This is a genomic window from Streptomyces sp. Y20, from assembly GCF_043195475.1.
Taxonomy (GTDB): Bacteria; Actinomycetota; Actinomycetes; order Streptomycetales; family Streptomycetaceae; genus Streptomyces.
In genome coordinates this window covers 188,848-214,481 of record NZ_JBIDDP010000007.1, presented here as the reverse complement: position 1 = coordinate 214,481, position 25,634 = coordinate 188,848, and the positions used below count along the sequence as shown (strand labels likewise).

At 72.4% G+C, this 25,634-nt stretch carries 16 protein-coding genes; 6 read left to right on the top strand and 10 right to left on the bottom strand.

What is annotated here, in order from left to right; translation table 11 throughout:
* Positions 1-119: 119 nt before the first annotated feature.
* Complete coding sequence (locus ACGFT1_RS19805; RefSeq protein ID WP_361996463.1) at positions 120-734, bottom strand: TetR/AcrR family transcriptional regulator; 615 nt, start codon at positions 732-734, stop codon at positions 120-122.
* Positions 735-873: 139 nt separating this feature from the next.
* On the opposite strand from ACGFT1_RS19805, the gene ACGFT1_RS19800 reads away from it, so the two are divergent.
* The 5 genes from ACGFT1_RS19800 to ACGFT1_RS19780 all read left to right on the top strand — a co-directional run bounded on the left by ACGFT1_RS19800 (position 874) and on the right by ACGFT1_RS19780 (position 6,619).
* Positions 874-2,547: an MFS transporter gene (locus ACGFT1_RS19800; RefSeq protein WP_373910251.1), complete on the top strand. Its 1,674-nt coding sequence runs from the start codon at positions 874-876 to the stop codon at positions 2,545-2,547.
* A gap of 97 nt (positions 2,548-2,644) precedes the next feature.
* Entirely contained in the window at positions 2,645-3,415 is a 771-nt protein-coding gene (locus ACGFT1_RS19795) for a DUF2127 domain-containing protein (protein WP_373910250.1), read from the top strand.
* Positions 3,416-3,444: 29 nt separating this feature from the next.
* Positions 3,445-3,873: a MerR family transcriptional regulator gene (locus ACGFT1_RS19790; protein ID WP_373910249.1), complete on the top strand. Its 429-nt coding sequence runs from the start codon at positions 3,445-3,447 to the stop codon at positions 3,871-3,873.
* A complete protein-coding gene (gene trxA / locus ACGFT1_RS19785; RefSeq protein WP_373910248.1) occupies positions 3,870-4,202 on the top strand; it encodes a thioredoxin in 333 nt (110 codons plus the stop codon). Before ACGFT1_RS19790 ends, trxA begins: the two co-directional genes overlap by 4 nt.
* Before the next feature lie 122 nt (positions 4,203-4,324).
* On the top strand, positions 4,325-6,619 hold the full coding sequence (locus ACGFT1_RS19780; protein WP_373910247.1) for an ATP-dependent DNA helicase: 2,295 nt from the start codon (positions 4,325-4,327) through the stop codon (positions 6,617-6,619).
* 39 nt (positions 6,620-6,658) lie between these two features.
* Here the strand turns inward: ACGFT1_RS19780 and glgB are convergent, their stop codons facing one another.
* The 4 genes from glgB to ACGFT1_RS19760 form a co-directional block, all read right to left on the bottom strand.
* Positions 6,659-8,971: a 1,4-alpha-glucan branching enzyme gene (gene glgB, locus ACGFT1_RS19775; protein WP_373910246.1), complete on the bottom strand. Its 2,313-nt coding sequence runs from the start codon at positions 8,969-8,971 to the stop codon at positions 6,659-6,661.
* Between the two features lie 27 nt (positions 8,972-8,998).
* Positions 8,999-10,384: a maltokinase gene (locus ACGFT1_RS19770; RefSeq protein WP_373910245.1), complete on the bottom strand. Its 1,386-nt coding sequence runs from the start codon at positions 10,382-10,384 to the stop codon at positions 8,999-9,001.
* 104 nt (positions 10,385-10,488) lie between these two features.
* Entirely contained in the window at positions 10,489-12,207 is a 1,719-nt protein-coding gene (gene treS / locus ACGFT1_RS19765) for a maltose alpha-D-glucosyltransferase (RefSeq protein ID WP_373910244.1), read from the bottom strand.
* Complete coding sequence (locus tag ACGFT1_RS19760) at positions 12,204-14,324, bottom strand: maltotransferase domain-containing protein (RefSeq protein ID WP_373910243.1); 2,121 nt, start codon at positions 14,322-14,324, stop codon at positions 12,204-12,206. The genes treS and ACGFT1_RS19760 overlap by 4 nt, the downstream gene beginning before the upstream one ends.
* 333 nt (positions 14,325-14,657) lie before the next feature.
* Here ACGFT1_RS19760 and ACGFT1_RS19755 point away from each other — a divergent pair, with 333 nt between their 5' ends.
* Positions 14,658-17,276 (top strand): glycosyltransferase family 1 protein, encoded by a 2,619-nt coding sequence (locus tag ACGFT1_RS19755; protein ID WP_373910242.1) that lies wholly within the window; start codon positions 14,658-14,660, stop codon positions 17,274-17,276.
* Between the two features lie 3 nt (positions 17,277-17,279).
* Here the strand turns inward: ACGFT1_RS19755 and ACGFT1_RS19750 are convergent, their stop codons facing one another.
* From ACGFT1_RS19750 to ACGFT1_RS19730, 5 genes are all read right to left on the bottom strand, one after another.
* Entirely contained in the window at positions 17,280-17,801 is a 522-nt protein-coding gene (locus ACGFT1_RS19750) for a DUF1990 domain-containing protein (protein WP_373910241.1), read from the bottom strand.
* A gap of 71 nt (positions 17,802-17,872) precedes the next feature.
* The gene (locus tag ACGFT1_RS19745; protein ID WP_373910240.1) at positions 17,873-19,525 is read right to left on the bottom strand and encodes a M4 family metallopeptidase; all 1,653 of its coding nucleotides are present in this window, start codon (positions 19,523-19,525) and stop codon (positions 17,873-17,875) included.
* Positions 19,526-19,774: 249 nt separating this feature from the next.
* Complete coding sequence (locus ACGFT1_RS19740; RefSeq protein WP_373910239.1) at positions 19,775-21,829, bottom strand: M4 family metallopeptidase; 2,055 nt, start codon at positions 21,827-21,829, stop codon at positions 19,775-19,777.
* Positions 21,830-22,100: 271 nt separating this feature from the next.
* Positions 22,101-23,864 (bottom strand): ABC transporter ATP-binding protein, encoded by a 1,764-nt coding sequence (locus ACGFT1_RS19735; protein ID WP_373910238.1) that lies wholly within the window; start codon positions 23,862-23,864, stop codon positions 22,101-22,103.
* Positions 23,861-25,630, bottom strand: a complete 1,770-nt coding sequence (locus tag ACGFT1_RS19730) for an ABC transporter ATP-binding protein (protein ID WP_373910237.1) — start codon at positions 25,628-25,630, stop codon at positions 23,861-23,863. Before ACGFT1_RS19730 ends, ACGFT1_RS19735 begins: the two co-directional genes overlap by 4 nt.
* Positions 25,631-25,634 lie beyond the last annotated feature (4 nt).

The window sequence follows — 25,634 nt, the reverse complement described above, 5'->3', positions numbered from 1 at the left end:
GGACGTCCGGCCCCGCCTGAACCCGGGCCGGGCGTCCGGTCACCGCCGCCGGGCGGCCGAGTCTCCCCCGTACCTCGGCCGCCCGGCTCCCGGCGCCCCTTCTTTCCCCTACGGGATCTCTACGACACCTCGGCCACCAGCTCGGTGGCCCGTGAGGCGGGTACGCCCGCCGCGGTCAGCACGGCGACCGTGGCCGCGCGGCCCGCCTCCTGCGCTGCCAGGAGACCGTCGTTCACCGCCTCCGTCACGGCGAACAGCATCTGCTCCACGACATAGGCGAGGGCCGGCGCGGGCAGCGGGGAGACGAACACGCCCTCGTCCAGTCCGCGCTGGAGCAGGCGGATCTTGTCGTCGCGCACGGGCGCGAGGCGCTCCCGGATGCCCTGCACGGTGACCGTCCGCTGGGCCAGGGCGATCAGCAGCCGGTAGCGGTCGGCCACCGGCCACAGGGCCAGCACCGAGCGGGCCACCGCCTCCGCCGGGTCGGCCACACCGGCGCGGGCGTGCGAGTCGGCGTCCGCCAGGGCCTCCACGGCTCCGTCCACGAGGGTGCTGATCAGTGCTTCCCGGTTGGGGAAGTGGCCGTACACCGTGCGCCGTACGACCCCCGCGGCGCGCGCGATCTGGTCCATGGAGGCGTCGGGATCGCGGAGCAGTTCGGTGAGGGCGACGTCGAGGATGCGGCGCCGGTTGGCGTCGGCGCGGCTGGTGTTACCCGTGGTCATGGCGGACATTCTGCCTCCCCGGCTCGACTTGCACGGCGCTGTGCAACCACGTACATTGCACATGGTTGTGCAATTGCACGCCCTTGTGCAAGTCGTGACGGTACACCGATGTGCGCGTCCGCCGCTCCGGAAAGGAGACCCCCCTGCCATGCGACTCGTCATGACCGAACCGGTCGACACGACGGAGCGCCCCTACGCCCGGCGCTGGTGGGCGCTGCTGGTGCTGTGCCTCAGCCTGCTGATCATCGTGATGGCGAACACCGCGCTCACGGTCGCCGCGCCCGACATGACCCGGGACCTCGGGCTGTCCAGCGCCGACCTGCAGTGGGTCATCGACGGCTACACCGTCCCCTACGCGGCGCTGATGCTGCTGCTCGGCGCGATCGGCGACAAGTACAGCCGGCGCGGGGCGCTCGTCCTCGGGCTGGTCGTCTTCGGTGGCGGCGCCGTCTTCGGCTATCTCGCCGACAGCTCCACGACCGTCATCGCGGCCCGGGCCGTGATGGGCGTCGGCGCGGCCCTCATCATGCCGGCCACGCTCTCGCTGCTCGCCGCCACCTTCCCGCGCGCCGAGCGGGCCAAGGCGATCACGCTGTGGACCGCCACCGCCGGGCTCGCCATCGCCGCCGGCCCGGTCGTCGCCGGCGCCCTGCTGCGCGACCACGGCTGGTCCTCGACGTTCCTGATCAACGTGCCCATCGCGGCCGTGGCCGTCGTCGGCGCCCTGGTCCTCGTCCCGCCGTCCAAGGCCGGCCACCACGACCGCATCGACTACGTCGGCGGACTGCTCTCGGTGCTGTGGACCGGCGCCCTCGTCTACATGATCATCGAGGGTCCGCACTTCGGCTGGCACGCCAAGGCCGTCGGGGCGGCGGTGCTCGCGGGCGTCGGCCTGGTCGCCTTCGTCCTGTGGGAGCTGCGGCACCCGCGCCCCATCCTGGACGTGCGCCGCTTCGCCGGCCGCCGGTTCGCGGGCTCCAACCTCGCCGTCGCCCTGTTCTTCCTGGCCGTCTTCGGCGCCTTCTACTACCTCACCCAGCACCTCCAGTTCGTCCTCGGCTACGACGCCCTCCAGACCGGTGTGCGCATGCTGCCCCTGGCCGGTGCCGTCTTCGCCGGCTCCGCCCTGACCGGCTGGCTCACCCCGCGGGTCGGCATGAAGTGGACCGTCAGCGCCGGCATGGTCGGCGGCACGACCGCCCTCGCCCTGCTGACCCGTGTGGACGCGGGCTCCGGCTACGGCGACTTCGTGGCCCCCCTGATCATCCTGGGCCTCGCCATCGGCCTCGCGCTCTCGCCCTGCACCGACGCCATCATGGGCGCTTTCCCGGAGTCCGAACTGGGCGTCGGCGGCGCCGTTAACGACACCTCGCTGGAGCTGGGCGGCTCGCTCGGCATCGCCCTCCTCGGCTCGCTGCTCGCCACCTCGTACGGCGACCACCTCTCCGACGCCACCGCCGGCAGCAAGCTCCCGGCGAGCGCCCTGGACACCGCGCGGGACTCGGTCGGCGCCGGGTACGCCGTCGCGCAGGGCATCGGCGAGAAGGCACACGGGCTGGCCGAGCGGGCGGCGGCCGCGAAGGACCCGCAGCAGGCCGCGCAGCTCAAGCAGCAGGCCGCCGAGCTGGCCGCCGGCGCCCGGCAGATGGCCGACGCGGTGGGCTCGTCCTTCTCCGACGCGGTCGCCCGTACCAGTCTGGTCGGCGCGGTGATCCTCGGCGTCGGCACGGTCCTGGTGGCTGTCCTGCTGCCCCGGCGCGAGTCCGCCGCGCCGCAGGCGGAGACCGAGGAGCGGGAACCGGCGGACAGCCGGGCGGCCTGACCGCTTCCCGCCCCCGCCACGCGCGGACGCTGCCGTTCCGGTGAATCCGGAACGGCACGTCCGCGCGTAGCGTCTGTACGCGTATGGAGGCACGTGGATGACGATCGACTGGGACCGGCGGACCTGCGCGCGCAAGGGGCATGTGACCTACGCGCCCGACGACCCCCGGCTGCGGGTACGGCTGCACGCCCGGACCGCGCTCGGGGACGTGTGGCGCTGTCTGCGCTGCGGAGACTTCGCGCTCGGCGAGCCGACGGGCTCCGGGCCGGCCGACGAGGCGCCGCTGGTGCCGCGCGGCAAGGTGCTGCGGGACCTGTTCGTCCTGCGCTTCCTGGCCGTCGAGCGGGCCGTGCGCGGGGTGTTCATCGTGCTGGTCGCGGTCGCGGTCTGGAAGTTCAGCAACAGCCGGGACGCGGTGCGCCGGCTCTTCGACGAGTACCTGAACGTCTTCCGTCCGGTGTTCCGGCACTTCCACTACGACCTCGACCACTCACCGGTCGTCGGCTCCGTCCAGAAGGCCTTCGGCTACCGGCACTCCACGCTGCTGCTGGTGGCCGCCCTGCTGCTGGCCTACGCGCTGATCGAACTGGTCGAGGCGGTCGGCCTGTGGTACGCCAAGCGCTGGGCGGAATACCTGACGGTGGTCGCGACGGCCGCGTTCCTGCCGCTGGAGATCTACGAACTCACCGAGCACGTCAGCTGGGTGAAGATCGCCACGCTCGTCCTGAACATCCTCGCGGTCCTCTACATCGCTCTGGCCAAGCGCCTGTTCGGCCTGCGCGGCGGGCGCCGCCGGTTCGAGGAGGAACGGCACAGCGCCTCCCTCCTGGAGGTGGCGGAATCGGCGGGGGTTCCCGCCTTGCCTTGACGCCGACGTCAACCCGTACCGTCGTGGACATGCGAATCGGCGAGCTGGCCGCGCGGGCCGGGACCACGACACGCACCCTGCGCTACTACGAGGCGCGGGGACTGCTGCCGGCCCGGCGCGACGGCAAGGGGCACCGCACGTACGACGAGGGCGACCTCAGGCTGCTCCGGCAGATCCGCACCCTCCAGGACTTCGGGTTCGACCTGGAGGAGACGCGGCCGTTCGTGGAGTGCCTGCGGGCCGGGCACCCGGACGGCGACTCCTGCCCGGCCTCGCTCATGGTGTACCGGCGCAAGCTGGCCGAGCTGGACGCGCTGATCGGGCAGCTGACGGGGGTGCGTGAGACGGTCGCCGGGCAGCTGGAGCGGGCCGAGCGGGCCCGGGACGCGCTGGCCGCCGAGGCGCTGGTTCCGGGGGGCCCGGAACCCGTGTGCGAACTGGGAGGGCTGACGCGATGAGCTTGGTCAGCGGACTGGCGGAAGTGACGGACGCCGATTTCGAGGCAGAGGTGATCGGTTCGGACCTGCCGGTGCTGGTGCAGTTCACGGCCGAGTGGTGCGGGCCGTGCCGGCAGCTCGCGCCGGTGCTGAAGGACATCGCGTTCGAGGAGGGCGACCGCCTGAAGGTCATGCAGATCGACGTGGACCGCAATCCGCGGACGACCATCTCCTACGGCGTGATGGCCACGCCCACCCTCCTGCTCTTCCGGGACGGTGAGCCGGTGCGCTCGATCGTGGGTGCGCGGCCCAAGCGCAAGCTGCTGGCGGACCTGGCGGACGCGCTGTAGAGACGCCCCGGAGTACGAAAAAATCCCCCGAGGAATTGCGCTCGGGGGATTTCGCTGCGTATATTCAATGGTTCGCGACTTTCATCGGAACAGGTCGCGGAGAAGTCCAGTGGGCACAGTATATGCGGGCGGGAGCGGAATTGTCAAACGCGGATCTGTCGAACAGCGAATTTCCCGACGATGAATTGCGGAACGAGCAGGAATTCATCGACGGACTGTACGCGCGCGTGGACGTGCTGAGCGGCGAGGCCGAGACCTCCGTGGCCGACGCGCTCGCCCAGGGCGACAAGCCCATGCAGGCCCGGCTGGAGCGGGACATCCTGGTCGCCGAGCGCTCGGGGCTCCTCGCCGCGCTGAACGCCGTGGACGGCTCGCTCTGCTTCGGCCGGATCGACCTCACCGACGGACACAAGCACCACATCGGCCGGATCGGGCTGCGCGAGGACGACGCCGAACGCACCCCGGTCCTCGTCGACTGGCGCGCCGACGTCGCCCGCCCCTTCTACCTGGCCACCGGCCACACCCCGATGGGCCTGCGCCGTCGCCGCCACATCGCCACCGAGGGCCGGACCGTCACCGCCCTGCACGACGAGATACTCGACCTCGGCGACGCCACCCGCACCGGCCACGAGGACCCCCACGGGGACGCCGTCCTGCTCGCCGCGCTGAACTCGGCCCGCACCGGCCGCATGAGCGACATCGTGCAGACGATCCAGGCCGAGCAGGACGAGATCATCCGGGCACCCCACCGCGGCGTACTGGTCGTGGAGGGCGGCCCCGGCACCGGCAAGACCGCGGTCGCCCTGCACCGGGCGGCCTATCTGCTCTACGAGTACCGGGAACTGCTGGCCCGCCGGGCCGTGCTCATCGTCGGCCCGAACCCGGCCTTCCTCGGCTACATCGGCGAGGTGCTGCCCTCCCTCGGCGAGACCGGGGTGCTGCTGGCCACGGTCGGCGAGCTGTTCCCCGGCGTGCGGGCCACCGCCACCGACACACCCGCGGCGGCCGCGGTGAAGGGCCGGGCCGGCATGGCCGATGTGCTCGCCGCCGTCGTACGCGACCGGCAGACGCTGCCCGACCCGGTCGTCGCCATCGAGCACGACCGCGAGGTCCTGATGCTGGACGACGGCCTGGTGAGCGTCGCCAGGGAGCGGACCCGCGCCGCGAAACTGCCGCACAACGCGGCCCGCGAGTACTTCGAGGGCCACATCCTCAACACCCTCACCGACCTGTACGCCGAACGCGTGGGCACCGACCCCTACGACGGCAGCAGCCTGCTCGACGCCTCCGACATCACCCAGATCCGCGACGAGCTCGCCGAGAACCCCGGCGTCCGGTCCGCCATCGACCGGCTGTGGCCCCGGATCACCCCGCGGCGGCTGCTCGCAGACTTCCTCGCGGAACCGGACGGCTACCTCGCCAAGGAGGACGCGGACGCGGTCCGCCGCCCGGTGACCCGCGCCTGGACCGTCGCCGACGTCCCCCTGCTGGACGAGGCGGCCGAACTCCTCGGCGAGGACGACCGCCTGGCGCGGGTCCGGGCGGACCGCGAGCGCGAGACGCAGATCGCCTACGCGCAGGGCGTGCTGGACGTCTCGTACGCCTCGCGGACCTACGAGTTCGAGGACAAGGAGGACAGCGACCCCGAGGCCTCGGAGGTGCTGTCGGCGCACGACATCATCGACGCCGAGCGGTTCGCCGAGCGGCAGGAGGAGGCGGACCACCGCAGCGCCGCCGAGCGGGCCGCCGCCGACCGGACCTGGGCGTTCGGGCACATCATCGTGGACGAGGCGCAGGAGCTGTCGCCGATGGCCTGGCGGCTGCTGATGCGGCGCAGCCCGACCCGCTCGATGACGCTGGTCGGCGACCCCGCCCAGACCGCGGAGGCGGCCGGCGTCGGGTCCTGGGCGGACATCCTCGCCCCCTACGTGGAGGACCGCTGGGAACACACCCGCCTCGGCGTCAACTACCGCACCCCGGCCGAGATCATGGACCTGGCCGCGGCCGTGGTCCGTGCCCGGGAGCCCGGCTTCGAGCCGCCCAGCTCCGTCCGGTCGACCGGAGTACGGCCCTGGGTGCGGCGGGCCGCCGGCGACCTGCCCGGCGCGGTCGCTCGGGCGGCCGCGGAGCTCGCCCCCGCCGAGGGCCGCCTCGCGGTGATCGCCCCGCGCGCGCTGCACCGCTCCCTGGCCGCCCGGCTGGACGGGGTCACGGCCGGCGCGGAACCCGACCTGACGCACAGGACCGTCCTGCTCGACCCGCGCCAGGCCAAGGGACTGGAGTTCGACTCGGTCCTCGTGGTGGAGCCGGCCGCCTACGGCACGAGCGACCTGTACGTGGCGCTGACCCGGGCCACCCAGCGGCTCGGCGTCCTGCACACGGGCTCGCTGCCGCCGGGCCTGGCCGACGGGGAGTGACGCGGCGGGCCCGGGGCGGCCGGCCCCGGGCCCCGCACGTCAGGCAGGGCGCAGCCACACCGTCGCGAGCGGGGGCAGCGTCAGGCGGATGCTCGCCGGGCGGCCGTGCCAGGGGTGGGCCTCGGGCTTGACGGCGTCCGGGGTGGTGACGTCGCCGCCGCCGTAGCGGGCCGCGTCGGTGTTCAGCACCTCCACCCAGGCCGGCACGTCCTCCGGGACCCCGATCCGGTAGTCGGGACGGATCACCGGGGCCAGGTGGGAGATCGCGAGGAGCGGGGTGCCGTCGGCGTCGTACCGCAGGAACGCGAAGACGTTGTCCTCCGCCGAGTCACCGGTGACCCACGCGAAGCCCGCCGGGTCGGTGTCGCGCTGCCACAGCGCCGGAGTCGCCCGGTACTGCGTGTTGAGGTCCGCCACGAGGTCCCGTACGCCCTGGTGCTCGGCCGCCGCGCCGTAGGACGGGTCGAGCAGCCACCAGTCGGGGCCGTGCACCTCGGACCACTCGGCGCCCTGCGCGAACTCCTGTCCCATGAACAGCAGCTGCTTGCCCGGGTGGGCCCACATGAGGCCGAGGTAGGCGCGGTGGTTGGCGCGCCGCTGCCACCAGTCGCCCGGCATCTTCGACACCAGCGACCCCTTGCCGTGCACCACCTCGTCGTGGGAGATCGGCAGGACGTAGTTCTCGCTGTAGGCGTACACCATCGAGAACGTCATCTCGTGGTGGTGGTGCTTGCGGTGCACGGGGTCGTGGCTCATGTACGCCAGCGAGTCGTGCATCCAGCCCATGTTCCACTTCAGACCGAAACCGAGCCCGCCGAAACCGCTCGGGCCCGTGAGGTGGGTGGGCCGGGTGACGCCGTCCCAGGCCGTGGACTCCTCGGCGATGGTCACCACTCCCGGGCAGCGCCGGTACACGGTGGCGTTCATCTCCTGGAGGAAGGCGACCGCGTCCAGGTTCTCCCGGCCGCCGTGCTCGTTCGGCTCCCACTGGCCCGGCTCGCGCGAGTAGTCCAGGTAGAGCATCGAGGCGACCGCGTCCACGCGCAGCCCGTCGATGTGGAACTCCTCGCACCAGTAGACCGCGTTCGCCACCAGGAAGTTGCGGACCTCACGCCGGCCGAAGTCGAACTCCAGCGTTCCCCAGTCGGGATGGGCGGCCCGCCGCGGGTCGTGGTGCTCGTACAGCGGGCGCCCGTCGAAGGCGGCCAGCGCCCACTCGTCCCGCGGGAAGTGCGCGGGCACCCAGTCCATCAGGACGCCGATGCCGGCCTGGTGCAGCCGGTCCACCAGGTACTTGAAGTCGTCCGGGGTGCCCAGCCGGGCGGTCGGCGCGTAGAAACCGGTGACCTGGTAGCCCCAGGAGCCGCCGAAGGGATGCTCGGCGACCGGCATCAGCTCGACGTGCGTGAAGCCCGTCTCGGTCAGGTACGCCGGCAGCTGCTCGGCGAGCTGCCGGTAGGTCAGTCCCGGCCGCCAGGACGGCAGGTGCACCTCGTAGACGGAGAAGGGCGCCTCGTGGACCGGGGTGTCCGCCCGGTGGGCCATCCACTCGGCGTCACCCCACTCGTGGTGGGAGACGTGCACCACCGAGGAGGTGGCGGGCGGCGCCTCGGTACGCCGGGCCAGCGGGTCGGCGCGCTGGGTGCGCGAGCCGTCGGGGCGGGTGATCTCGAACTTGTACAGCTCGCCCTCGCCGATCCCCGGCACGAACAGCTCCCAGACCCCGGTGCCGCCGAGCGAGCGCATCGGGAAGGCGGTGCCGTCCCAGAAGTTGAAGGTGCCCGTGACCCGCACGCCGAGCGCGTTGGGCGCCCACACCGCGAACCGGGTGCCGGTGACCCCCTGGTGGGTGGTGACGTGCGCGCCGAGCGCCTGCCACAGCTGCTCGTGCCGGCCCTCGCCGATCAGGTGCAGGTCCAGCTCGCCGAGCGCGGGCAGGAAGCGGTAGGCGTCCTCGGTCTCCTGGACCGTGCCGTCGTACGCCACCAGCAGCCGGTACCCGGGGACCTCCGCGAGCGGCACCAGGCCGGAGAAGAATCCGTCGCCGTCGTCGTGCAGCTCGGTCCGCAGCTCGTCCGAGACCACGGTGACCGCCCGCGCGTACGGGCGGAACGCGCGGAAGGCGATCCCGCCCGGCACCGGATGCGCGCCCAGCACGGAGTGCGGGGCGTGATGGGTGCCGTGCAGCAGCCGCTCGCGGTCACCGGCGTCCAGGGCCGGGGAGACGGCGGCCTCCAGCACGGGCACCGGTGCCTGCGGGGGCACCCGCGTCTCCTTGGGCCCCTTCGCGGCCCTGCTCCTGCCGGACTTGTTCTTCGCGTTCTTCGGCGTGGCCGACTTCTTGGACGTCACGAGCGGGTCTCCCGGGCGAGATTCGGGTCAGGTCGGGTCGGACGCGGCGAGGCGACGGATCGCCGACAGGGGGACGGGGAGCCAGTCGGGGCGGTGCCGGGCCTCGTAGACGACCTCGTACACCGCCTTGTCGGTCTCGTAGGCCCGCAGCAGCACCGGGTCGGTGCGCGGGTCGAGGCCGGTCACCTCCGCGTACCCGGAGCAGTAGGCGGCCCGGCAGGCGTGCGCCCAGTCCGGGTCGGGCACGTTCGCCGAGTGGGCCGCGTAGTCGAAGGAGCGGAGCATGCCCGCGATGTCCCGCACCGGCGGCTGCGGCATGCGGCGTTCGGCCAGCGGCCGGGCCGGCTCACCCTCGAAGTCGATCAGCGACCACTCGCCGGCCGGCGAGCGCAGGCACTGCCCGAGGTGCAGATCGCCGTGGACGCGCTGGGCGGTCCAGGTACGGCCCTCGGCGGCCAGGGCGGCCAGTGCCTCGTAGGCCGAGCACAGGCCGCGCTCGTACGGCCGCAGTGCCGGCACCGCCTGCACGGCCGCTGCCAGCCGTTCCTTCATGCCGTCCACCAGCGACTGGAGCTGGGTGTGGCCGAGGGTGACCGTCGGCAGGGCGCGGGCGAGCGCGGTGTGCACCTCGGCGGTGGCCCGGCCCAGCGCCCGCGCCCCGGCGGTGAAGTCCTCGCCCTTGGCCAGCTCGCGCAGCGCCAGCTCCCAGCCGTCGGCGGCGCCGCTCACATACGGCTGGAGCACGGCCAGCACGTACGCGTCCGTGTCCACGTCGGCGTGCAGCCAGGCCGTCGGCGCGGGGACCCGGGGGCAGCCCTCGCCGGCCAGGGCGAGCGGGATCTCCAGATCCGGGTTGACGCCGGGCACGACCCGGCGCAGCAGCTTGAGGATGAACGTATCTCCGTAGACGACCGAAGAGTTGGACTGCTCGGCGGTCATCATCCGGGCCACCAGGCCCGACCGGATGTCCTGCCGCGGATCCCGCTCGAAGCGCAGCCCGCCGACGCGGGCCTGGCTGCGCAGGGCCTCCAGCAGCACCTCGGCGGGCCGGGCGTCGTAGAGGGCCTCGTACACCGTGCGCCCGGCGAGCGGCCCCTCCTCCACGTGTCCGATCAGCGCGGGCGCCAGCCGGGGCGGCAGCGCCTCGCGCACGCCTATCAGGAGCTGGTAGCAGTCGCCGGGGTGCGGCGGCGCGCCCGGCGCGGACGGCTGGTGGACGCGCAGGAGCAGGTGATACAGGCCCAGCCGTCCTTCGGGCGGCAGGAGTTCGGTGACGGCCACGGCCGTGAAGCCCGTGACCGGGCGTCCCTTGCCGGCGAACCAGCGCTGGCGCGGCAGCCAGGTGCGCAACAAGGGGTCGAGCGAGGAGAGGAGGGAATCGGTGGTACCAGAGAGGGTGACCGTTTCCGCCATGGGCGTCACGTCCTTTCCCCGGGTCGTCGGGGTGTTACTACTGCGTGCCCCGGGCGGGGCGGTGGAAACGCCCCCGTCACCCCACCCGGGCCGGGCCGGCCGCGTCACGCGGCGTCCCGGCGCAGCCGGAACCAGTAGAAGCCGTGGCCCGCGAGGGTGAGCAGGTACGGCAGCTCACCGATCGCCGGGAACCGGACCCCGCCGAACAGCTCGATGGGATGCCGCCCTTCGTACCGGCTCAGGTCCAGCTCCGTGGGCTGGGCGAAGCGGGAGAAGTTGTGCACGCACAGCACGATGTCGTCGCCCTCCTCCTCCGACAGGGGCGCCTCGCGCAGGAAGGCGAGCACCGCCGGGTTGGAGGACGGCAGTTCGGTGTAGGACCCCAGTCCGAAGGCGGGGTTCTGCTTGCGGATCTCGATCATGCGGCGGGTCCAGTGCAGCAGGCTGGACGGCGAGGCCATGGAGGCCTCCACGTTGGTGACCTGGTAGCCGTGGACCGGGTCCATGATCGCGGGCAGGAAGAGGCGTCCCGGGTCGCAGGAGGAGAAGCCGGCGTTGCGGTCGGGGGTCCACTGCATGGGGGTGCGCACCGCGTCGCGGTCACCGAGCCAGATGTTGTCGCCCATGCCGATCTCGTCTCCGTAGTACAGGATCGGCGAGCCGGGCAGGGACAGCAGCAGGGCGGTGAACAGCTCGATCTGGTTGCGGTCGTTGTCGAGCAGGGGCGCGAGGCGGCGGCGGATGCCGATGTTGGCGCGCATCCGCGGGTCCTTGGCGTACTCGGCCCACATGTAGTCGCGTTCCTCGTCGGTGACCATCTCCAGGGTCAGCTCGTCGTGGTTGCGCAGGAAGATGCCCCACTGGCAGCCCGAGGGGATCGCGGGGGTCTTGGCGAGGATCTCGGAGACCGGGTAGCGCGACTCGCGCCGTACGGCCATGAAGATGCGCGGCATGACGGGGAAGTGGAACGCCATGTGGCACTCGTCGCCGCCGGCCCCGTAGTCACCGAAGTAGTCGACGACGTCCTCGGGCCACTGGTTCGCCTCGGCGAGGAGCACCTTGTCCGCGTACTGCTCGTCGATCTCCCTGCGCACGCGCCGCAGGAACGCGTGGGTGGCCGGCAGGTTCTCGCAGTTGGTGCCCTCCTGCTGGTACAGGTACGGCACGGCGTCCAGGCGGAGCCCGTCGATGCCGAGGTCCAGCCAGAACTTCAGCGCGGAGATCATCTCCTCCTGCACGGCCGGGTTCTCGTAGTTGAGGTCCGGCTGGTGCGAGAAGAAGCGGTGCCAGTAGTACTGCTTGCGTACGGGGTCGTACGTCCAGTTGGAGGCCTCGGTGTCGACGAAGATGATGCGGGCGTCCTGGTACTGCTTGTCGTCGTCGGCCCAGACGTAGTAGTCGCCGTACGGACCGTCCGGGTCCCGCCTCGACTCCTGGAACCACGGGTGCTGGTCGCTGGTGTGGTTCATGACGAAGTCGATGATGACGCGCATGCCGCGCTGGTGGGCGGCGTCCACGAACTCCACGAAGTCCGCGAGGTCACCGAACTCGGGCAGCACGGCGGTGTAGTCCGAGACGTCGTAACCGCCGTCCCGGAGAGGTGACTTGAAGAAGGGCGGCAGCCACAGGCAGTCCACGCCGAGCCACTGGAGGTAGTCGAGCTTGGCGGTCAGTCCCTTCAGGTCGCCGACGCCGTCGCCGTTGCTGTCCTGGAAGGAGCGGACCAGCACCTCGTAGAAGACGGCGCGCTTGAACCACTCGGGGTCCCGGTCCTTGGCTGGAGTGTCCTCGAAGGTGTCCAGGACGGGCTCGTTGACGCTCATATGGTGGCTGACCCTCCGATCTGCGGGGTGGACGGTCGCAGGACGGTGAAGACGTGCGCGGGCCGGTGCCCCGGCTCCAGACGCACGTAGTTGGTCCTGCCCCAGTAGTAGGTCTCACCGGTGAGCTCGTCGCGCACCGGCACGGACTCGTGCCAGTCCAGCCCGAGTTGCGGCATGTCCAACGAGACCGTCGCCTCCTGGGTGTCGTGGGGGTCGAGGTTGGCGACCACCAGAACCGTGTTCGATCCGCTCCGCTTCGAGTAGGCGATCACCGCGTCCTTGTCGACGTGGTGGAAGTGCAGGTCGCGCAGCTGCCGCAGGGCCGGGCTCCGCCGCCGGACGGCATTGAGGCGGGTGATGAGGGGGGCGATGGTGCGGCCCTCGCGTGCGGCGGCGTCCCAGTCGCGGGGGCGCAGCTGGTACTTCTCGGAGTGCTGGTACTCCTCGCTGCCCTCGCGTACGGCGGTGTTCTCGCACAGTTCGTAGCCGCTGTAGATGCCCCAGGCGGGGGAGAGGGTGGCGGCCAGGACGGCGCGGACCTCGAAGGCGGGGCGTCCGCCGTGCTGGAGGTAGGCGTGCAGGATGTCGGGGGTGTTGGGGAAGAGGTTGGGCCGCATGTAGGCCGCCGCCTCTCCGGACAGTTCGGTGAGGTACTCGGTCAGTTCCTGCTTGGTGTTGCGCCAGGTGAAGTAGGTGTAGGACTGCTGGAAGCCGATCTGCGCCAGGGTGTGCATCATCGCCGGGCGGGTGAAGGCCTCCGCGAGGAAGATCACGTCGGGGTCCTTGCGGTTGACCTCGGCGATGACCCGTTCCCAGAACACCACCGGTTTGGTGTGGGGGTTGTCCACCCGGAAGATCCGCACGCCGTGTGCCATCCAGTGCCGCAGGACGCGGACCGTCTCACCGACGAGGCCGTCCATGTCGGTGTCGAAGGCGATGGGGTAGATGTCCTGGTATTTCTTGGGCGGGTTCTCGGCGTAGGCGATGGAGCCGTCGGGGCGGTGGTGGAACCACTCGGGGTGCTTGTCCACCCAGGGGTGGTCGGGGGAGCACTGGAGGGCGAAGTCCAGGGCGATCTCCAGGCCCAGTTCCCGGGCGCGGGCGACGAAGAGGTCGAAGTCCTCCAGGGTGCCCAGGGCGGGGTGGACGGCGTCGTGGCCGCCCTCGGGGGAACCGATCGCCCAGGGCACGCCGACGTCGTCGGGGCCGGCGGTGAGGGTGTTGTCGGGGCCCTTGCGGAACGTCGTGCCGATCGGGTGGACCGGTGGGAGGTAGACCACGTCGAAGCCCATGTCCGCGATCGCCTCCAGGCGGCGCGCGGCCGTGCGGAACGTGCCGTGGGGCTGCTCGGCGGTGCCCTCGGAGCGGGGGAAGAACTCGTACCACGAGCCGTACAGGGCCCGTTCCCGCTCCACCAGCAGCGGCATCGCCTCCGAGGCCGTGACCAGCTCCCGCAGCGGATACCGGCCCAGCAACGCCTCCACCTCCGGCGACAGCGCCGACGCGAGCCGCCAGGCGGCCGGACGGTCCTCGTCCCGCAGGGCCGCCGCGGCGTCCAGCACGGCCTGCCGCAGGTCCTCGGGCATCCCGGCCGCCGCCCGCTCGTACAGCTCGGCGCCCTCGGCCAGGACCAGGCCGGTGTCGATGCCGGCCGGGATCTTGATCCGGGCGGTGTGCCGCCAGGTGGCGAGCGGGTCCGACCAGGCTTCCACCGTGTAGGTCCAGTGCCCCGGTTCGCCGGCGGTGACGGTGGCACCCCAGCGGTCGGTGCCCGGGGCGAGTTCCCGCATCGGCGTCCAGGGCCCGGGCCGGCCCGCCGGGTCCCGCAGCACCACGTTCGCCGAGACGGCGTCGTGGCCCTCGCGGAACACGGTGGCCGACACCTCGAACGACTCCCCGGTGACGGCCTTCGCGGGCCTGCGGCCGTGCTGGACCACCGGGCGCACGTCGAGGACGGGGATGCGGCCCATGGTGGTGGCCGCGGCGGGGGAGGGCCGCTCCCCGGCGGACGCGCCGGCGCCGGTGGGCGCCGCGCTCTTCTTGCCCGTCGTCTTCCTTGCTGCTCCCGGGGACTTGCTGGTGGACGGAGGTGCTGACGAGTGGTGCCTGGCAGGCATGACCGCTCCTGTCCGCGTCAACGTGGGTATGGGCGGATGGGTGTGGGGAGGTGGGTCCTGCGGGTGGTGCCGCACGACGCCTGTGGGACGTGTACCGGATGGAGCCTGCCCACCCTGTTCGGGCGGTCAATCCGGCACTCTGTTGACTACTCACGCGTACGTCCACACACAAGACCGCCCCCCTTTTCTCCGAGTGCCCGGTGACCGGCTCTTGACGCCCCCCGACACCGAGCCGGTACGTCCCCACCGACCGCGCGGTAACCACTACCGTCGAAGGCGACGACGAGACGCACAGCGCCGTGCGTCTCACCCCGCAACGCGCCCGAGGTGAATGTGAAGGCGATCCGTCGGTTCACCGTCCGTCCCGTTCTCCCCGACCCCCTGCGGCCACTGAGCGACCTGGCGCGCAATCTGCGCTGGTCCTGGCACGCGGAAACGCGCGACCTGTTCCAGTCGGTCGACTCCGCGGCGTGGTCCGCCGCCGGAGGCGACCCGGTAAGGCTGCTGGGCAGCGTGCGCCCGGCCCGGCTGGCCGAACTGGCCGGTGACCGGCGGTTCCTGCGCCGTCTCACCGCGGTCGCGGACGACCTCGACGACTACCTGACCGGCGACCGCTGGTACCAGGCCCAGTCGGACGGCCTGCCCGCGGCCGTCGCCTACTTCTCCCCGGAGTTCGGCATCACGGCCGCGCTCCCGCAGTACTCCGGCGGGCTCGGCATCCTCGCCGGCGACCATCTCAAGGCGGCCAGCGACCTCGGCGTACCGCTGATCGGGGTCGGACTGCTGTACCGGCACGGGTACTTCCGGCAGACCCTCTCCCGGGACGGCTGGCAGCAGGAGCACTATCCGGTCCTCGACCCCAACGAACTGCCCCTCACCCAGCTGAAGGAACCCGACGGCACCCTGGCGCAGATCTCCCTCGCCCTGCCCGGCGGCACCGCGCTGCACGCCCGCGTCTGGGTCGCGCAGGTCGGCCGGGTGCCGCTGCTGCTGCTCGACTCCGACGTGGAGGAGAACGACCTCGGCGAACGCGGGGTCACCGACCGGCTCTACGGCGGCGGCAGCGAACACCGGCTGCTCCAGGAAATGCTGCTCGGCATAGGAGGTGTGCGGGCCGTACGCATGTACTGCCGGCTGACCGGGCACCCGGAGCCGGAGGTGTTCCACACCAACGAGGGCCACGCCGGTTTCCTGGGACTGGAACGGATCGCCGAACTGTGCGCCGCGGGACTCGACTTCGACGCGGCGCTGGAAGCCGTGCGCGGCGGCACGGTGTTCACCACGCACACCCCGGTGCCGGCCGGCATCGACCGCTTCGACCGGGAGCTGCTCGCCCGGCACTTCGGCCCGGACGCCGAACTCCCCGGCATCGACGTCCAGCGGATCCTGGCGCTGGGCATGGAGACCTACCCGGGCGGTGAGCCCAACCTGTTCAACATGGCCGTCATGGGGCTCCGGCTGGCCCAGCGGGCCAACGGGGTCTCGCTGCTGCACGGGCAGGTCAGCCGGAACATGTTCGCCGGACTGTGGCCGGGATTCGACGCCGAGGAGGTGCCGATCACCTCCGTGACCAACGGGGTGCACGCGCCGACCTGGGTGGCACCCGAGGTGCTGCGGCTCGGCGCCCGGCAGATCGGCGCTCAGCGGACCGAGGACGCGCTCAGCGTCGGCGGCTCCGAACGCTGGGACTCGGTCGCGGACATCCCCGACCAGGAGGTCTGGGAGCTGCGCCGCACCCTGCGCGAGCAGCTGGTGCAGGAGGTACGGGAGCGGCTGCGGGCGTCGTGGCGGCAGCGCGGCGCCGGGAACGCCGAGCTGGGCTGGATCGACGGGGTCCTGGACCCGGACGTCCTCACGATCGGGTTCGCGCGCCGGGTGCCGTCGTACAAGCGGCTGACGCTGATGCTGCGCGACCCCGACCGCCTGACGGAGCTGCTGCTGCACCCCGAGCGGCCGGTGCAGATCGTGGTCGCGGGCAAGGCGCACCCGGCGGACGACGGCGGCAAGCGCCTGGTGCAGGAGCTGGTGCGGTTCGCGGACGACCCGCGCTTCCGCCACCGTCTCGTCTTCCTCCCCGACTACGGCATGGCGATGGCCCAGAAGCTCTACCCGGGCTGTGACGTCTGGCTGAACAACCCCCTGCGGCCGCTGGAGGCCTGCGGCACCTCCGGCATGAAGGCGGCACTGAACGGCTGCCTCAACCTGTCCGTGCTGGACGGCTGGTGGGACGAGTGGTTCCAGCCGGACTTCGGCTGGGCCATCCCCACGGCGGACGGCGCCTGCACCGACCCCGACCGCCGTGACGACATCGAGGCGGCGGCCCTGTACGACCTGCTCGAACAGCGGGTCGCACCGCGCTTCTACGAGCGCGGGCGGGGCGGCCTGCCCGACCGCTGGATCGAGATGGTCCGCCGGACCCTCTCCCAGCTCGGCCCGAAGGTGCTGGCCGGCCGCATGGTCCGCGAGTACGTCGACCGGCTCTACACCCCCGCCGCGCAGTCGCACCGCGCGCTGACCCCGGACACCGCCCGGGATCTCGCCGCCTGGAAGACCCGGGTGCGGGCGGCGTGGCCGGGGGTGACCGTGGACCACGTCGAGACGACCGCGACGACGGCCACCGCGGAGCTGGGCACGGCCGTCGGACTGCGGGTCCGGGTGCAACTGGGCGAGCTGGGCCCGGACGACGTGGAGGTGCAGGCGGTGTCCGGCCGGGTGGACGCGGAGGACCGCATCACCGACGCCACGGTGGTCCCGCTGAAGCCGGCCGGCTCCCCCGACCTGGAGGGCCGCCTCCTGTACGAGGGCCCGCTCTCCCTGGATCGCACCGGCCCGTACGGCTACACGGTCCGCATCCTCCCCGCCCACCGCCTCCTCGCCTCCGCCGCGGAACCGGGCCTGGTGGCGGTGCCGTCGCAGGAGGTGGTGGAGGGAGCGGGGGTGCTGCTGCGGTGACCGTCAGTCCTCGAGGCCCCGGCCGGCCAGGTTCCTGAGCACGGTGCCGCACCGGCGGGCGTACGCGTGCTGGAGGCTGCGGGTCGCCGGACCGCCCGCGCGGGCGTACCACTTGGCGGCCCGGCTGAACGCGGCGACGGTGAGCCACACCGTGCCGTCGCCGGTGCGGTCGACCACGAAGGCCTCCTCGCCGCACTCGGGGTGGCCTTCGAGGGTGCCGTAGGCCCAGCCGGCCCGGCGGGGTTCCTCGGCCGTCCAGACGATGCGGCAGGGGGCCCGCACGAGGCCGGCCAGGGTGACCGTGACGTCGACGCCGGGGGCCGCGCGGGCTGCCGAGGCGTCGATGCCGACGCCGAGCGCGCGGTGCATCTCCCAGGTCAGGACGGCCTCGGCGGCCCGGTCGAACACCTCCTGGCCCTCGCCGAGCCGGGTGCGGACGAACAGGGGGTGGAAGCCGGGCGGGCAGACGGCCAGGTCGTCGCGCGTCGCGCCGACCGGCTCGTAGGTGAAGGGCGCCGAGGACATGGGTCACAAGGGTAGGGCGGCACCCGGGACGCTCGCGTCCCGGGTGCCGCCCTGGCGTGGCGCGGTGGTGACTAGCTGACGTTCACGCCGGTCCAGGCCGCGGCGACGGCCTTGTACTCGGTGCTGGTGGAGCCGTACAGCGCGGACGCCGCGTTCAGGGTCGCCGTACGGGCGGCCTTGTAGTTGGTCGTCGACGTCATGTACGTGGTCAGCGCCTTGTACCAGATCTGGAGCGCCTTGGCGCGGCCGATGCCGGTGACCGCGGCGCCGTTGTACGTCGGCGAGTTGTAGCTGACGCCGTTGATCGTCTTCGCGCCGCTGCCCTCGGACAGCAGGTAGAAGAAGTGGTTGGCGACACCGGACGAGTAGTGGACGTCCTTGTTGCCGACGGAGGAGGACCAGTAGTCCGCCGAGCCGCCGTCCTTGCTGGGCTTGTCCATGTAGCGCAGCGGCGAGCCGTCGCCGTTGATGTCGATCTTCTCGCCGATGAGGTAGTCACCGGGGTCGGAGGCGTTGTTCGCGTAGAACTCCACACCCGTGCCGAAGATGTCCGAGGTGGCCTCGTTCAGACCGCCGGACTCACCGGAGTAGTCCAGACCGGCGGTGTTCGAGGTGACGCCGTGGCTCATCTCGTGGCCGGCCACGTCGAGCGAGGTCAGCGGGTCGACGTTGCCGGAGCCGTCGCCGTAGGTCATGCAGAAGCAGCTGTCGTCCCAGAACGCGTTGACGTACGCGTTGCCGTAGTGGACGCGGGAGTAGGCGCCGACGCCGTTGTTCTTGATGCCGTTGCGGCCGAAGGTGTTCTTGTAGAAGTCCCAGGTCTCCGCCGCACCGTAGGCGGCGTCGGCGGCCGCGGTCTGGTCCGAGGAGGAGCTGGAGGCGGTGCCGGTGCCGAAGACGTTGGTCGAGCTGGCCACCAGGGTGCCCGTGCCGGATGTCTTGCGGGCCAGGTTGTAGGTCTTGTGACCGCCCCGGGCGCCGTCGGTGAGCTGGTACGTCGAGCCCGACTGCGTGCTGTTGAGGGTGACCGTGCCGGAGTACAGCGTCTTGCCGGTCGCGTTCTCGATGCCCTGGTACTCGAAGAGCTTCTTGCCCGTGGCCGCGTCGGTGATGACGTGCAGCTGGTTGGGGGTGCCGTCGTCCTGGAGGCCGCCGACGACCGTCTCGTAGGCGAGGACGGGCTTGCCGGAGCCGGCCCAGATCACCTTGCGGGCGCCGTCCGCGGTGGTCTTGGCGGAGCCGAGGGTTCTGGCGGCGGACACCGCCTGCTTCTCGGCCTTGGCGGCGGTGATCTGCGGCTTGAGCGAAGCCGGCTTGATCGCCGACTTGTTCGCCTTGGTGACGCCCTCGGTCCGGCCCGACTTGGCGGTGTGGACGATCAGGTCGCCGCCGAGCACCGGGAGGCCCGCGTAGGTGCGCTCGTAGCGGGTGTGGACGGTGCCGTCGGTGTCCTTGACGACGTCCTTGGCGACCAGCTTCTCCTTGGCGCCGAGGCCTATGTGCTGCGCGGTCTCGGCGGCGCCGGCCTGAGCCTTCTGGAGCAGGGAGGTGCGGGCCGCGGTGGACAGCGCGGTCGGGGCGGCTGCCAGGGGCTTGGCGGCGGCGGATCCGGCCGGGGCGGCGCTGGCACCGGTGGTCAGACCGGTGGTGAGGAGGGCTCCGGCGGCCACGGCGGTGGCGACGGCCAGAGTGGTGCGCTTGTGACGCGCGTAGAGGGGGCTCACAGAAGCTCCTTCGTGGGGGAGTCCGGTCAGCGTGGGGTTACTGGCCGGAGAGTGTGGCGTTGTGAAGTTGCTGTGCTACTGCGGCGGGTGGAGAGAGAGTGACATCAGGGCCGCGTACATGTCAGGACCCTGAAGTGATGTTGGCCGAAAATCGACTGCCAGGTGAATGTTGCAACAAGATGAACCGGTGCCGTTCGGGGGCGCCACGCCCCCGAACGGCCTTGCGCTACCGGGCTCGTGTCCTGCGATTTACGGGAAGGTCAGCTTCCAGCTGTTGATCGTTCCCGTGTCGTACGTGGCTTGATCCTGTACCCGCAACTTCCACGTGCCGTTGGCCGGTTCCGCCGAGGCGTTGACCGTGTAGGTTTCGGTCACGTTGTCCGCCGAGTCCGAGGAGCTGAAGTCCTTCAGCCGGTAGGCGGTGCCGGACGGCCCGACGAGGTCGATCACCAGGTCACCCCGCCAGGTGTGCGAGATGTCCACGCCCACCTGGAGATTGCTCGGCGCGTTCCCGGTCCGGCCGGAGACGGTGATGTCCGAGGTGACGGCCGGCCCGTTGTCCGGGACCGCCACCGGGGAGGTGTTCTCGTACGACGTGCCGCCGCCACCCCCGCCGCCGGAGCGTGAGCCGACCGCGACGCCCGCCCAGGCGTCCTGCACCGCCTTGTACTCGGCGCTGGTGGTGCCGTACAGCTCGCCGGCCGCCGCGAGGGTGCCGGTGCGGGCGCCCGCGTAGTTGGTGGTCGAGGTGAACTTCGTGGTCAGCGCCCGGTACCAGATCTGGAGCGCCTTGTCCCGGCCGATGCCGGTGACCGGAAGGCCGTCCGCCGTCGGCGAGTTGTAGCTGACGCCGTTGATGACCTTGGCGCCGCTGCCCTCGCTGAGCAGGTAGAAGAAGTGGTTGGCGGGGCCCGACGAGTAGTGCACGTCCACGCCGCCGATGCCGGAGTACCAGCTGTCCTTGGACGAGCCGTCCTTGCTCGGCTTGTCCATGTAGCGCAGCGGACTGCCGTTGCCGTTGATGTCGATCTTCTCGCCGATGAGGTAGTCACCGACGTCGGACGTGTTGTTCGCGAAGAACTCCACGCCGGTGCCGAAGATGTCCGAGGTGGCCTCGTTCAGACCGCCGGACTCCCCGCTGTAGTTGAGGCCCGCGGTGTTGGAGGTGACGCCGTGGCTCATCTCGTGGCCGGCCACGTCGATCGCCGTCAGCGGCTTGGCGTTGCCGGAGCCGTCGCCGTAGGTCATGCAGAAGCAGCCGTCGTCCCAGAACGCGTTGACGTACGAGTTGCCGTAGTGCACCCGCGAGTAGGCGCCGACGCCGTTGTTCTTGATGCCGCTGCGGCCGAAGGTGTTCTTGTAGAAGTCCCAGGTCTCCTGCGCGCCGTAGTGGGCGTCCGCGCCCGCGGTGGCGGCGTTGGAGTTGGTCCCGTTGCCCCAGGTGTCGCTGGTCTGCGAGAACAGCGTTCCGGTGCCGGAGGTGCCGTGGTTCAGGTTGTACGTCTTGTGGCCGCCGCGCGCGCCGTCGGTGAGCGTGTACGTCGAGCCGGACTGGGTCGTGGTCAGCGTGACCTGCCCGCTGTACTGCGTGTTGCCGACGCCCGTCTCGATGCCCTGGTACTCGTACAGCTTCTTGCCGGTGGCGGCGTCGGTGACGACGTGCAGCCGGTTCGGGGTGCCGTCGTCCTGGAGTCCGCCGACGACCGTCTCGTACGCCAGCACGGGCTTGCCGGACGCCGCCCAGACCACCGTGCGGACGCTGTCCGCGGCCGTCCTCGTCCCGCCGAGCGCCTTCGCCCGCCGCACCGCCTGCCGCTCGGCGGCGGCCTTCGGCACGGCCGGGGTGAGGCGGGCGACCTTCAGTGAGGCGCTGCCGGCCCGGATGACGTCCATGGTCTTGCCGGACCGGGCGGACTCCACGACGAGGTCGCCGCCGAGCACCGGCAGGCCCGCGTAGGTGCGTTCGTAGCGGGTGTGCAGCGTGCCGTCGGCGTCCTTGACGACGTCCCGCACGACCAGCTTCTCCTTGCCGTCCAGGCCTATCCGCCGGGCGGTGGCGGCCTTGGAGGCGTCCGCGTGCCGGATCAGTTCGGCGCGCTGCGAGGGGGTGAGCCTGAGGGCCGTGTGCGCGGGGTTCGCCCCGCCGGCCTGCGGCCTCGCCGGAGCGGCGCCGGCCGCGCCCGACTGGACTGCGGCGGCGATCAGGGCGGTGACGCCGACGAGGGCGACGGTGGCGGTGCGGCGGGGCGCCGAGGCGCGCGGTGCTGTGTGGGAGGTGCGTCCGCGAGAGGAATTGCTTCTCAACACTGACTCCTTCTGCATGGCCGCGGGTCGCGCGGCCAGGGGAGACCGGACGCTGCGTTCTGACGTCCGGGCAGAACAGGCGTTACGCGGAACCAGGTGCAGGTGCTGAGCCGGCTCACGCCGGAGCGCAGGAGCTGTGGGGTGGCTGTGAGTCGGTCTGGGAAGAGTGGCAGGAATGCCGCGACATGTCAGGAGCGCGTCACAAAGTTGGCCGGAAACGGTTCGTTGAACGGAGGGTCATGTTCGGTATGCGAACCGTCGGGGTGGCGGATCAGCGGCCGGGCGGTGCCCCGTGCCAGGTCCGCCACAGGGCCGCGTACGCCCCGCCGGCCGCCACCAGCTCCTCGTGCGTGCCCAGTTCGCTCAGCCGGCCGTCCTCCATGACCGCCACGCGGTCCGCGTCGTGGGCCGTGTGCAGACGGTGGGCGATGGCGATGACGGTACGGCCCGCGAGGACCGCGGCGAGGGCGCGCTCGGTGTGCCGGGCCGTGGCCGGGTCCAGCAGGGCCGTCGCCTCGTCGAGGATCAGTGTGTGCGGGTCGGCCAGCACCACGCGGGCCAGGGCCAGCTGCTGGGCCTGCGAGCCGTCCGTCGGCCGGCCGCCCGCGCCCAGCCGGGTGCCGAGGCCGTCCGGCAGGCCGCGCACCCAGTCGCCGGCGCCCACCGCCTCCAGCGCCGCCCACAACTCGGCGTCCCCGGCGCGCGGTTCGGCGATCAAGAGGTTGTCCCGTACGGTCCCCAGGAAGACGTGGTGTTCCTGTGTGACCAGAACCACCTGCCGGCGCAGCAGTTCCGGTGCCAGTTCGGCCACCGGCACCCCGCCCACCGTCACGGTGCCGGACCCCGGCCGGTCGATGCCCGCGAGCAGCCGGCTGAGCGTCGTCTTCCCGGCGCCGGACGGCCCCACCACCGCGAGCCGTTCCCCCGGCCGTACCGTCAGGTCCACCCCGCGCAGCACCTCGCCCCCGCGCTCGTAGGCGTACCGGACCCCGCGCACGTCGATCCGGTCGTTCGCCGGCACCCCGGACGGGTCCCCGCCCGGGCCGCGGGGCGCCCGCGCCAGCCCCTCCACGCGCGCGAACGAGGCACCGCTGCTCTGCAACTGCTCCACCCGCATCAGGACCTGGTCCAGCGGCTCGGTGAACTGCCGCAGATACAGCGCCGCCGCCACCACCTCGCCCACCCCCGCCGCGCCCCGCGCCTGCAGCCACCCGCCGAACAGCAGCACCCCGGCCACGGGAACGGTGTACGTCGCATCCACCGCCGGGAAGAACACCGAGCGCAGGCGGAGTGTGTACAGGCGGGTACGGCGGGACGCCTCCAGCGCGTCCCGGCTCGCCTCCGTCCGCCGCTCCCGGAGCCGGAACGCCTCCACGGTCCGTGCCCCGGCCGCCGTCGACGTGATGACCTCCGCGACCTCCGAGGTGGCCGCGCCCTCGGCGAGGTAGGCGTCCCGCGCCCGCCGCAGATACCAGCGCAGGGCCAGCCAGACCGGGGTCAGGCCCAGTGCCCCGAACACGCCCAGCAGCGGGTTCAATGCGCACACCGCGCCCAGCACGAACACCGCCTGCACGGAGTTGACCAGCAGGTCGGGGCCGACGTCCCGCAGCGTGGTGCCGACGGTCGCCACGTCCGCGGTGCCCCGCGCGGTCAGGTCGCCGGTGCCGGCCCGCTCCACCACGGACGCGGGCAGCGCCAGCACCCGGTCGACGTACTCCTCGCGCACCCGGGCCAGCGTCCGCTCCCCCACCCGGTGCCCCGCGTACCGCGCCCAGCGGGCCAGCAGCAGCTGCGCCGGCGCGCACAGGACGATCCACAGCGCCAGCCGGTCCACCGCGCCGACGCCGTGCCCGGCGCGCACCTCGTCGACGATCCGGCCGACCAGCCAGGGCCCGGCGGCCCCCGCCCCCGCCGCCAGCAGGTTCAGCGCCAGCACGGCGGCGAACGCCCGCCCGTCGGCCCGCACCAGCCGCACCACGGCCCGGCGCACGGCGGCCCGGTCCGCGACGGGCAGCGTCGTCTCTCCCGCCGTCATCGCGTGACTCCCTCGCGCAGCCCGGGCACCGCACCGCCCCCGGTGTCCCTTCTGTCCCCCTCGTCCCCGTCATCCCCGGTGTCCCGGGCGACCAGCGCCCTGTAGCCCGGTTCCGCCGCCAGCAGCCGGCGGTGCGGGCCGCTCGCCGCGACCTTGCCGTCGACCAGGAACACGACCGTGTCCACGTGGTCCAGCACCAGCGGGGAGGTCGTCGTCACCACGGTCGTACGGCCCTGCCGCGCCTCCCGCAGCCGTGCGGCGACCGTCGCCTCGGTGTGCGCGTCCAGCGCCGAGGCCGGCTCCACGGCGAGCAGCACCTCCGGATCGGCCAGCAGTGCCCGCACCAGCCGCAGCCGCTGGCGCTGCCCGCCGGACAGGCTGCGGCCCTGCCCGGAGACCACCGAGTCAAGGCCGTCCGGCAGGCCGCGGACGACGTCCTCGGCCGCCGCCGTGTGCACCGCCCGGCGCAGCGCCGCCTCGTCCACCGGGTCCGCGGCGGCCACGACCTCCCGCACCGGTCCCGCGAACAGGTCCGCCTCGTTGTCCGCGACGAGGATGCGCCGCCGTACGTCCGTCAGCGGGACCGCGTCGAGGCGTACCCCGCCCCAGGTGACGTCGGTCGGCCCGTACCGGCCCAGCCGGTCCGCCACCTCGGCGGCCTCGGCGGGCCGGGCGGCGGCCAACGCCGTCAGCCGGCCCGGCACCACCCGCACCCCGGACACCGGATCGTGCAGCACGGCCGGACCCGCGGGCGCCGGCAGCGTGCCGGTGTCCGGCTCCGGCGCCAGCCGCAGCAGGTCGACGACGCGGCGCGCGGCCACCACGCCCCGGTTCAGGTCGTAGGCCATCTGCACGAAGAACGCCACCGGCCCGACCAGGACGGCCACATAGCCGTACACCGACACCAACTCACCCACGGTCAGCGTCCCCTGGGCGGTGAGGCGGGCCGCGAGCCAGGTCACCACGGCCAGGAACAGGGTCGGCAGGCCGATGCCGAGCGCCTGCACCCAGCCGGCCACCGCGCCCACCCGGTACCCCTGGGCCCGCAGCCGATCCGAGTCCCGGCGGAACGCGTCCGCGAACAGCCCCTTGCCGCCCAGCCCGTTCAGGACCCGCAGCCCGCCCGCGAGGTCACCGATGCGCGCGGCGAGCACGCCCTGCCGCTCCCGGTACTCGCTCTCCGCGCCCTGGAGCCGCAGTGTCAGCGGCCCGGTGAGCAGCGCGATCACCGGCGCCCCGAGCAGCACCACCGCGGCGATCGGCACGGAGACCGACAGCAGCAGTCCGGCCACCACCGCGTACACCACGATCGCACCGACGCCCGGCCCGATCACGGTCAGCGCCTGCGCGAGGGTCTGCGCGTCCCCGACCCCGATGGTGACGACCTCCCCGGCCCCCGCCCGGCGCGGCAGCGCCGCCCCCAGCCGCACCACATGCCCCACGACCACCTTCACCGTGCGGAAGTTGGCGTCCATCCGGACCCGGGTCAGCGTGCGGTGCCGCAGCGTACCCACCCAGGCGTTCACCGATCCGGCCACGAAGATCACCGCGGTCCAGCCGGCCAGCACCCCGAGCCGCCCCGGCACCAGCCCCTCGTCCACGGCCCGCGCCATCAGATACGGCTGCGCGGCCAGCAGCACCATCCAGAGACTGCCCAGCAGCGCCCCGGCCACCGACCGCCCCGGCTGACACCGCACCAGCCACCATAGATACCACCAGCCGCCCCGGTCGTCGGGCGTGCCCGGATCCTCGTACGCGTCGATCATCCAT